This is a genomic window from Anaerovibrio sp. (genome assembly GCF_024697385.1).
In the GTDB taxonomy this organism is placed as follows: Bacteria; Bacillota; Negativicutes; order Selenomonadales; family Selenomonadaceae; genus Anaerovibrio.
The window spans coordinates 1-9,679 of record NZ_JAILFV010000052.1 but is presented as its reverse complement, the minus strand read 5'-3'; the positions used below and the strand labels follow the sequence as shown (position 1 = coordinate 9,679).

The 9,679-nt window shown below is 44.9% G+C and carries 15 protein-coding genes and 1 pseudogene; 2 read left to right on the top strand and 14 right to left on the bottom strand.

Annotation, left to right across the window (positions count from 1 at the left end; all coding sequences use genetic code 11):
- The 4 genes and pseudogenes from K6C05_RS02470 to K6C05_RS02455 form a co-directional block, all read right to left on the bottom strand.
- Positions 1-307, bottom strand: a pseudogene (locus K6C05_RS02470) (N-acetylmuramoyl-L-alanine amidase); the annotation flags it as partial.
- Positions 308-460: 153 nt separating this feature from the next.
- The gene (locus K6C05_RS02465; RefSeq protein ID WP_296730849.1) at positions 461-655 is read right to left on the bottom strand and encodes a hypothetical protein; all 195 of its coding nucleotides are present in this window, start codon (positions 653-655) and stop codon (positions 461-463) included.
- Positions 656-672: 17 nt separating this feature from the next.
- A complete protein-coding gene (locus tag K6C05_RS02460) occupies positions 673-1,050 on the bottom strand; it encodes a hypothetical protein (protein WP_296730848.1) in 378 nt (125 codons plus the stop codon).
- A 16-nt stretch (positions 1,051-1,066) separates the two neighbouring features.
- Positions 1,067-1,366, bottom strand: a complete 300-nt coding sequence (locus K6C05_RS02455) for a hypothetical protein (protein ID WP_296730847.1) — start codon at positions 1,364-1,366, stop codon at positions 1,067-1,069.
- A gap of 41 nt (positions 1,367-1,407) precedes the next feature.
- On the opposite strand from K6C05_RS02455, the gene K6C05_RS02450 reads away from it, so the two are divergent.
- Positions 1,408-2,436: a site-specific integrase gene (locus tag K6C05_RS02450; protein WP_296730846.1), complete on the top strand. Its 1,029-nt coding sequence runs from the start codon at positions 1,408-1,410 to the stop codon at positions 2,434-2,436.
- A 108-nt stretch (positions 2,437-2,544) separates the two neighbouring features.
- On the opposite strand, the gene K6C05_RS02445 is transcribed toward K6C05_RS02450, so the two are convergent.
- Both K6C05_RS02445 and K6C05_RS02440 read right to left on the bottom strand, forming a co-directional pair.
- A complete protein-coding gene (locus tag K6C05_RS02445) occupies positions 2,545-2,682 on the bottom strand; it encodes a hypothetical protein (protein ID WP_296730845.1) in 138 nt (45 codons plus the stop codon).
- Between the two features lie 3 nt (positions 2,683-2,685).
- Entirely contained in the window at positions 2,686-3,093 is a 408-nt protein-coding gene (locus K6C05_RS02440) for a hypothetical protein (RefSeq protein ID WP_296730844.1), read from the bottom strand.
- A gap of 1,454 nt (positions 3,094-4,547) precedes the next feature.
- Between K6C05_RS02440 and K6C05_RS02435 the strand changes: the two genes are divergently transcribed.
- Positions 4,548-4,775 (top strand): hypothetical protein, encoded by a 228-nt coding sequence (locus K6C05_RS02435; protein WP_296730843.1) that lies wholly within the window; start codon positions 4,548-4,550, stop codon positions 4,773-4,775.
- On the opposite strand, the gene K6C05_RS02430 is transcribed toward K6C05_RS02435, so the two are convergent.
- From K6C05_RS02430 to K6C05_RS02395, 8 genes are all read right to left on the bottom strand, one after another.
- Entirely contained in the window at positions 4,768-5,556 is a 789-nt protein-coding gene (locus K6C05_RS02430; protein ID WP_296730842.1) for a phage tail protein, read from the bottom strand. The two genes, K6C05_RS02435 and K6C05_RS02430, sit on opposite strands and share 8 nt — an antisense overlap.
- 1 nt (position 5,557) lies before the next feature.
- The gene (locus tag K6C05_RS02425) at positions 5,558-6,289 is read right to left on the bottom strand and encodes a phage tail protein (protein ID WP_296730841.1); all 732 of its coding nucleotides are present in this window, start codon (positions 6,287-6,289) and stop codon (positions 5,558-5,560) included.
- A complete protein-coding gene (locus K6C05_RS02420; RefSeq protein WP_296730840.1) occupies positions 6,282-7,397 on the bottom strand; it encodes a baseplate J/gp47 family protein in 1,116 nt (371 codons plus the stop codon). Before K6C05_RS02420 ends, K6C05_RS02425 begins: the two co-directional genes overlap by 8 nt.
- Positions 7,384-7,701 (bottom strand): hypothetical protein, encoded by a 318-nt coding sequence (locus K6C05_RS02415; RefSeq protein WP_296730839.1) that lies wholly within the window; start codon positions 7,699-7,701, stop codon positions 7,384-7,386. The genes K6C05_RS02420 and K6C05_RS02415 overlap by 14 nt, the downstream gene beginning before the upstream one ends.
- 29 nt (positions 7,702-7,730) lie before the next feature.
- Positions 7,731-8,165, bottom strand: coding sequence for a phage tail protein (locus K6C05_RS02410; RefSeq protein WP_296730838.1), 435 nt, complete (start codon positions 8,163-8,165; stop codon positions 7,731-7,733).
- A gap of 83 nt (positions 8,166-8,248) precedes the next feature.
- Positions 8,249-8,539 carry a PAAR domain-containing protein gene (locus K6C05_RS02405; protein ID WP_296730837.1) on the bottom strand — a complete coding sequence of 97 codons (291 nt, stop codon included), beginning with the start codon at positions 8,537-8,539 and terminating at the stop codon, positions 8,249-8,251.
- Positions 8,540-8,550: 11 nt separating this feature from the next.
- Positions 8,551-8,979: a hypothetical protein gene (locus tag K6C05_RS02400; protein WP_296730835.1), complete on the bottom strand. Its 429-nt coding sequence runs from the start codon at positions 8,977-8,979 to the stop codon at positions 8,551-8,553.
- Positions 8,969-9,679: contractile injection system protein, VgrG/Pvc8 family (locus K6C05_RS02395; RefSeq protein WP_296730833.1), on the bottom strand; the 711-nt coding region annotated here is incomplete at its 5' end. The genes K6C05_RS02400 and K6C05_RS02395, both read right to left, overlap by 11 nt.

Sequence of the window (9,679 nt, the reverse complement as noted above, 5' to 3'; positions counted from 1 at the left end):
GGGTAGGTGGCTCGTCACCCAGATCACGGGTGGTGGCCCCCACAGCACATGCCAAAGTGATACCTACGGCTCCGGTATTGCGCTTCCATGTATGGGACAATACCTCGTCAAGGTCATGCTCATTGTAGATGGACCCGTCCTGATCAATGGAAAGGTGGTACTCATCAGTGTACATCTGGCCATAATGACCAGCGGTCCAGTGTAAGTAGATTTTAGGTTCCCTGCCTACTGCCTGAGCCTGTGCCCAGATACTCTCCCGCGCATCGGCAGCCATCTGGGCAACCTCTGCCAAAGTTACTTTTCGCATTTCTTATCCTTCCTTTCATGGTGAATTGGAAAAGGCGACTCACGATAGAGCCGCCTCTCAATTAAGATCAATATATCCTCGCAGAAGTGGTAATATCTTGCCTCTGCTATAAATCTTGTCGTGGCGTCGGCGAGTGCTGCCCAGCCACGGCCGTCAACCATTTTCCGCTCCTTCCTTGTTCTTGCTTACATGGCTCTTGGCCACACTGCCGCCAACATAACCAAAAAGGCCACTGGCAAGACTCATTGCCAGCTCCCGCTCACCGTAGAAAATAGCCAAAATGAACCCAAGTGACAAGGAAATAATTACTATAAGGTCCGTCAGACTTACCTTTTCAAACTGTATCATTCATGGTCACCTCCCTGCTAATAAAATGTATCCACTCTTAGCTTATTGACAGTCTTGAATTGTCTATCGCATAAGCCATTACCACCCAGAGCCTTATAGGCATCGTGCATCATTGTTATGTTCTCAAGTGCTAGCTGTGATATTTTACCCTGAGCTATAAAGTAATTACATGATTGGAGAATACGGTCACGCAGGACAGCCAAAATGCCATCCTGCATCCGCTCCATTTTAAGGTCCCGTTCAGCCTCCCGCTGCTGTTTCTTGGCCTGCTCTTCTGCCTGGTGGCGGTATATAGCCTCCTGCTCCTCTTTTTGCTTGGCAAGGCGATAATCAACCCATTTACCAAAGGCCACTAAACAAGCAGGATAAATTAATAATTTTAAAAATTCTTCCAATCCCATCATCCCCCTCTCAGAATTGAACCTGATAGAAAGCAACTCCGGCACAGTCAGCAGCGAAGTCTCCACCGTCCCAGTGGTCATTGATTAGTCCTTCTTTTATAGCACCTATGCACAGCGTGGTAAAAGCCGCCCAGAAGTCGTTCATGCCTGCATTTCTTTTAAGCTGGTCGCATATTACGTAAGATACAGCTGCATGAGCTATCTTATCTTCCCCAACAGCATCCTGAAGGTCATGGATGCCGCCAGCAGAACACAAGGCTGATATGCTTAATATGTATGCTACTATTAATGATAATATTAATTTCCTCATTACCTTCCTCCCTGTTATCCTCTATATGAGGAGATGATTAAATGAAATTACCAAATGGCTTCGGTACGGTCTATCGGCTGCAGGGCTCCAGGCGGAGGCCTTACGTGGTCAAAAAGACTATCCAGGGCAGGCAAAAACCTCTGGGCTACTTCGCCACATTCGATGAGGCAATGGCCTTTTTGGTTGACTACAACAGGGACCCTGCCCTGCTTAGCCCCAGTAAAACAACTTTCAGTGAAGTTTATGCACTCTGGAAAGCCAAACACTTTCCTGAGCTTCGCTCCGAATCTGCCAGAGTAAGTTATCGTAATAGCTACCGTCATTGTTCCCGCCTCCACAAAGTGAAGTTTGTTGATATCAGGCTTCCGCACCTCGACCAGGTAATTGATGATGTGCGTGCAGCTGGATGCGGATATCCAACTCAAAAGAAAGTCCGGTGCCTGTTGGAGCAGTTATATAAATACGCAGCCAAGTATGACCTTATTACCCGTGACTATGCCCGCTATCTTGATATTGATAAGCCTAAGAAGCTACACATCAAGAAGCCTTTTACAGTTAGACAGCGTAATAAGTTGTGGCGCGGTATTGACGACATGCCTTATGAAATAAAACACGTTCTCATGCTTCTTTACTCCGGATGCAGAGTCGGAGAGTACCGCCATATAAAAAAGACGGATGTAAAAATCCGTCGTAGATTCTTTATAGTAAGGCACAGTAAAACTGATGCCGGAGCTGGGCGGTTCATTCCTATTCCCAAAAAGCTCCTGCCCTGGTATGAGGAAGCCATGCAGAGCCCAGGGGAATATATCTGCTGTAAGTCTGACGGTTCAAGGCACAGCTATGAGAGCTTCAGACGACAGATATTCAATCCGGTAATGGACCACTTCCGCATGAAGCACACACCACATGAGTGCCGTCATACCTTGGCAAGTCTATTAGACTCTGCTGATATCAACAGGACCGTTACCAAGCTGATACTCGGCCACAGCCTTGAGGGAATTACGGAAAGAGTGTATACGCATAAATCTGTCCGTGAATTACTCAAGGCCATAGACCGTGTTTGTACTTAATATGTTCTTAACTTTATGCACCATAAAAGCCGCCTTATAGCTACATGCTGGGCGGCTTTTATAGTATTTTACCCGTTATTAGGATTTTGTCTGTTTGGTTATGTGGTCTTAGGCCTTGCTGTCACTGGCCTTGGTGGTCTTTTTGGCTTCCTTTTCAGGCACATACAAAACACAGTTTTTGTTCTGGCAAGTGCCGTCTGCACGAACAACCTTCAAACATCTGATACATCTCTTTTTTACTGCCATTTCTTATCCCTCCACAGCCTTAATATCTTTATCAAACTGATTATTTAACTCTACTAACTCAGCTTTTAATTCATCAGCCAATTCAGTATTATCTGCCATCATTGCATCAGCATACTGGCTTTTTAATACTTCTTTGTCAGATTCGTACTGGCTGATTATAGCCTGCTTCTTTTCATCAGTTGTTGGTTCATATGCTGGTGCATCTACTGGTTTACCATCAGATCCACGCACATAACCGGTACCGTTTTTACCAGTACCCTTGTTACCAATGTAGTACTGATAGTCCTCGTCGGAGGTCTCGATATAGCCATCCTTGAGGTAGGACTGCTTGTCCTTTTCGGTGGTAAAGTGTATGCCACTTACCACTGTAGCAATACGCTTTCCTTCTTCGTCAAATTTACATAAATACATATTTTTATCATCCTTTCTAAATAGAAATAACATAATTAATAAACAGTGGGGAGATATATCTTTTTATGCATGGGAAGCAACCAGTGACCACTATATAAGTGAGGTTACTTTGCCTGTTGCTTATCCAAGTAAAAACTTATATGCCGCTGCATCACAAATCCAGCAGGAAGGAGTTGTTGGTGGGCAATATTTATCCCTAACTATCAATAGTTTGGATAGGTTCTATGTTCGCTCCCAGGTGGCTGCAACCTATAAATGGTTTACTATTGGCTGTTAATATCCAACGGCAATATACATCCCTACTACGCCATAGGTAGGTACCTGCGCAGTAAAACCTGTTAGGGTATAACCTAATAAATATTCTGTGGGATTATTATGTTTTGCGTCATCATAAGTCTTGAGAACTACAATCCCATTACTAGTAAAAGCAATAGGGTAAGTAACCGTTGTTACGCTAGTTGAAATAATATTTCGTCCCCACTGTATAGGCTACAGTGGGGAAAGCACTATGGCACTGGTCAGACTAGAACTATAACATTCCCCATCAGCTTCACAAGTACCGATGTCAGAATTATCGCTGTGCCATTCTCCGCCGATGATACTAGAAGCGGATATATTACAGAGCGAAGTATATCAACCACGGAGGGGACGGTTTATATAAGCAATGATTACATCGGTTATATAGACTGGATAGCAATTGGTTATTAATGGCCAATAGCTATCCACAGACAAGTTAATCCATAGGTTCTTACCCTCGCAGTAAAATCTGCTGCAGTTTGAGAGCCGATTAATATGTCCTGAAAATGCTCATATGTGCTATCTATTTGCGATATTGCTACACTGTACCGAGTTGAGGAAAATGCCAATGGGAAACTAACCGGAGTATCAACCTGAAAAATATTGACCTTTCCCCACGGTATAGGCCACAGTGGGGAAGGAGTTCTATTGTTAGCACCGAGACTGTAACCTTACCTATATCTTTTAACAATTCAGGCAGCTATAGCGTAGCAATAATGGTCAATACATCAACATATTCGGAAAGCTCAAATGAATATGACACACGAGGATACATTGATTCCGGAAGTTCTTTTCATATCAAACTTAGAACTAATTTGTCAAATGCCATTGGGCTAACTTGGATAGCTATAGGCCGTTAATAGCCTATTGCTATCCAGCACATAATTTGTGTTGTCGAAGTAACTTTCGCTTTAAGATTTTCTAATCCGGGTACAATGACACAGTCCTGAAACACATCTAAAGTAGATGATGACAACGCAGCAACAGCTCTAGAATATGATGTGTATGCAATCGGATAAGTTATTACTGTCTCTGTTGTGCTGACTAGTGTAGATCCCCACTGTAGAATTGCATTTCCGAACAAAGAACCTAAACAGATATACCCATTAGTACCCATGGAGTACTGTACGCCTGTTGCGGTCAGCACAGTGGACAGTATGGACTGGAATTGGCTTCTCACCCAGCTGGTCGTGGCAGGCTGGGCATCATTGGCGTTTGCGGCAGGTACTATTACGCTTACCGCAGTTGATATAGCGCTTACAGCCAAGCTGGTGAAAAACCCTCCTGCCCATTTCTTGGCGGATGTGCCTATTGTACCCTCGTTGTTACTTCTTGGAACAAAATTTCTTGTAGCCATTAATTATCATCCTTTCTTACTTATATAGTTTTTGGCATAAGGTCGCCATTAGAATCCAATTCAAAATTAACACTGTACACAGGGTCTGCTGCCGGCATCAGGCCGCCATTGGTATCTATCTCAAAGAAGTCTCCCTCCGTGGTATATGCCCTCTTTATCACCCAGGTTACTGTGCCATCTGATACTGTGTCACCAAGTACAGCGCTTGATAAGTCAAGAAGCGCACTGCTTGATGTGCCCGCAACCTTGCATTCAAGGCGCCAATCAGGATGTGCGGATAGCTGCATATCATACACTATCGCGCCTGCAGCGTATGCAGTATTTATCTGGCGAAGCCTTGAGGCCTTGGCCAAGGTATCAGCATCCACAAGGCCCGCAGGGTCAATATTGACCGTGATACTGCTTGCATTTGTCACTGCTACCTTTAGAGCATATGTTGCGCTTACCTGGCTGGCCTGCGTGGATGCAGGAAGCCATTCCGGGTTGCTGTCTATTGTGACCATGTAGAGTATCTCCCCTACATCCGGATCCTGTGCGAAAAGCCCCCACTCCCTGCAATAAAAACCCGCATTAAGCTGACTGGCACTCATTACTCCTGTAATGGTAGCTATCCCGTCTGCAGCTGTAGCAGAGCTTATACCAAGTACTGTCTTAGGACTGACAAGGTCCGTAAGTGCATCCACGGCACTCATGGACTCGGTACCATCACCCAGCTTTATTCTGGTGAGGCTTAGGGTTGCGCCAATTTCCACCTTGGCCTGCAGGGCCCTTCCTGCTGCGGTCAGTACACCGCCTGCCCATTGTGACATATTAATCTTCCTCCTTTGATACTGTGAATTTCTTATGATAAGTCCAGGCACCCACGGTAAACGGCGTTATATCCGCCTCCTGGTTGCCAGGAATTTTCATCCCAACTTCATATTTTTTGTACGTTGACCATCCTGCGCCGGCATAAGTCATAACATCAGCGTCCTGATCCGTAGGAATAGCAGGCCCGACTACATATTTTTTATGCGTGGATAGCTCCGCCCCATAATATAATGTTGACTCTAAAGACCTCGTAAAATTAAGGCCGTCAAGCCATGACCTAGTATTCTTTACGGAATTTATGGCCGTTATGATATAATCTATCCCCTGCTCCCGGGGAATATCGGAGCCGATGTTATTTACCCTGAAATGGTAAGGTTCACCACTATAATCAAACCACTCCTCTACATCCGCGGAATCAAAGACCGTAGCTATAAGCTCTTTTACTACGCCCTTGGTACCCTTGCGCATGTGCCATTTAATAGAATTTTTTACCAAGGCCTTCCTTTTGGCAAGTGGCAATGTGGTATCATAAAAATCCACATGAAAATGTATGGCCAGCGCATCCACCAGCTCACTGGATAACTCATCAATACGAGGGTACAGGCATATCAGCTCATTTAACGCATCCAGATCGTGCAGTTTTTCGTCAATGACCTGAGCCACTTCCCGCAAATTATCCCGATTCAGTGACTCCGGAAGCCGGTCAGCAATGCAATAATCCTGTCTATTCATCTTCACCGCCTCCCATTGTTACTGAAATAGTTTCAACCTTGGCCACCTCAGTATTACCTACCGCCGTATAAGCTGGGCTTGTTACCTCCACCCGCTTTACGCCATTGACTGCCATAATGTACTGAACGAGCCTGGAAGGAACAATATCCCGCCCCAGCTTCGACTGCTCCCATTCAACAAATCGGCTGACAGCTTCGTTAACATTGTTCTGTACTGTGGTGGCATCTATACCATTTTCAATGTAGTATGTTGCTGTAATGTCATAATCTACTACCGTTGGAGCCTCAACACTCAAATTATCTGTCAAAGGTCTCACATCATCAGCTGACAGAGCTTCTTCAATTTCCTGCAAAAACTCTGTTTCGGGAATGCCACCTTCAGACAGCAGTGGAACCACCAACACATCACCTGGCTCTGGAGAGCTAACAGACACATCCACTATGGAGCTGTTCAGCGACTTAGTGAAAAAAGCATAAGCCCCGGCGGGCCCAGCACATGAAAAACTTTCTGGGGCCTCAAAAACCCGCTGCCTAAGAGCATCATCTGTTTCCACATTGCTGCCGCCCTCACTCTTGGTAGTGTTCACCATTTCAGCCACAAAAGCCACTGGGTCAACAATGTTGGAGATTTCCCCTGCCTGAAAATCATTACCAGTGGTTCCAATGGTCAAGCAGGTGGCTCCGACAGTTCCGGTCGTTTCACCGGCCATTATTGTCAGGGATTCATCTGTGGCAAAGTACAAGTCCCCGCCAGCGCTTACACGCGTACCAGCTGGAATAATGGTTTCAACATCACGTTCAGCTGATAAGGTTGCCATTATAGTGGTGGTAGCAGCCTTTGCTTCAATGCGTGTTACGCCCAAAAGAGCTGACAGATTATCCAAGTAATCACCAGTGGAATACTTCAATAAATTCATTTTCCCAGTATTGTTAATATTGTTCTGAATCTGCACTATTACATCAGCCACAAACAATATAAAAAGGCGTATCGGGTCAGCTTTCGCCAAAGTACGCCCTGTAATGTTCGTATAGCTTTCAAAAAGTACCGCCTCTACCTCGTCAGCATTGACATTCACAAATTCAATGTTGGGTAAATCAGCCAGTTTCACTAATGGTCACCTCCACGGTTGGGATAAGCTTGCCGGTTATTTCCCCGTCAAAGGTTATCCTTTCGATTTTTGCCCTTGGCTCGTATTTTTTTACCTGATTAAATATCTCATTACTCCATACGGCTTTGGCTCTTGGCATTGGCATATCAACAACCTTGCCATTTATTCCAAAGCTCCTGTCCAGCGGAATTTCTCCCTTGATGGTAGTGAGTATCGTCTGCACATTTTGCAGCACTTCGCTTACTACCGAATCCGGAGCAAATTCAATGGACGGTTTTTTGTTGGCCGTGACCAAGTACGCCATAAGCTACCACCTCCATAAAAATAGACCAGTCAGGAACTTCCCTCTCCAGACCAGTCTGCTTGTGCCTGTTCTTCTTTATAATTGCTATCATCATATTCCTTTAGACTTACACTCACTACAGCATGTATCAATTTGCCTTCTGGATCATAATAGGTTTCACCAACATTTACATTCTCCAAGCGCCAATAGTTCTCGCTCACGGGCTTCTCACCAATAATAAGCGGGAAAACTTCTCCTTTTTCACACATATCCATCAATGTGCTGATTTCATCCGCTGGTTCAATACCATGCGCTGTTGTTAGCACAATATCAAAGGATGTCTGTTTCAAACCCGGTCCCAAAAACTCACTTACAGGCTTTTTGAGAATTAAATCGTGCTCCTGCCATCTGGAGCTTGTTCCCCGGGACAGTTTCGTTGGAGTCAATAAATGATTCGGTGAAACTTCAAAAGAAACATCGCCCATATATCCTATATACACTCTCTATCAGCCTCCTAAAGATACAATGAGGGCCTTAAATATTGTGTCCAACTTGGACACCCACTTTATCAGCCTCCCACGAAAACATTAGGGCTGCCCTCTGCCACGCTTCCACCACATGATACAGGGTCACCAATCCGCCCCGCTGGAATACCATTGATAAAAACGGTGCTGCTCCCACTGGCAATAACTCCACTGTGAGGTGGATGGTCTGGACAACCATGAGGATTGTAGCTATCCCCTACCCGTCCAGCTGGAATGCCATTGATAAAAACATTTGGGCTACCCGTTGCAAGGGTAATCGGTGGGCAAGCATCATGTCCGGTGTTCGCATCCCCTATTCTTGTTTGTGCTGGCATTACATCACCCCTTATGATTCATTGAGATAGATATTAGCTGCATTAACAATAAAATTTCCAGTGGCCATAATCTCTATATTCCCGCCGCCATCAGATTTAACAAAGCTGCCATCAGCAAAATGAACGCTCCGAACGTCGGGATTATTTTCCACTGGTGCATCCACAGAACTGTATATGGCTCCTAATATAAAGCCGTCACCAGTACCCTTTCCGGAAAAATTCGGGGCTTGAATACAAAGTACCTCATCACCTATAGCCGGTATCCAAAAATCTTTGGTGGCTTTGGTGCCGCGTTGCAGCACAAACATATCATTTGAAACCTTGTCCGCCTTATCTTCCCTGGTAACTTTTACAGTCCCTTTGGCTGCGTTTTGCTCACAGACAATGGCTGTAAAAATTAGGTTTTCCAGGGCCTTTTTGGTCTTTTCATCAATATCCATTCAAACACCGCCTTAAATCAAGACTGGTTGTGTAGCCGCCCCCCAGTTTATGGTTGGCCTTGGTAATGATGTACTTTCCATCAAATTTACCAAAATTCTCCAGTTTCACCAGCAAACCAGCTGAAAAATTCAGATCACCATACAGGGTAAAGCTGGCTGTTACTTCATCTTTGTTCTTTTCCCTCAGCTTCTTTCGAGCCAGTCGTTCAGCCTCAGCAACATTTTCCACCTGCTCATTGATTTCCAGCGTTTTGCCATCGGTTTTATCCGGGGCTGTAAAAGTGGCTTCAATCACCTTCTTTTCCTTGCCCTTCTTATATTTCACATGGCAGGCTTTATAGGTGTCGCGGGTCTTGGCCACGGCCTTGTAAGAAAGGAACTTTTCAATTTTTTCCTGCTCATTCTCCTCTTGGTTATCCTCTTTTTCCGCTCCAGGCCGGGAAAATGTGAAGGTCTCTTTTTCTTTTTCCTGGCTTTCTTCGTCAAAGATGATTATTTTATCAGTGGCAATTTTAAGACAAAAACCAGCATCCTTTACTACCTTGCGCAAGAATTCCAGATCGCTTTCATCTGACTGCTCCACATGATCCAGATTTGGATTATCAGTGCAGTACCATTCACAAGCTATGCCATTCTCCTTGGCTATGTCATCAGCACACTTCCAAATGGAGATGTTATCCCATGTGCGGTTTTTCTTTAC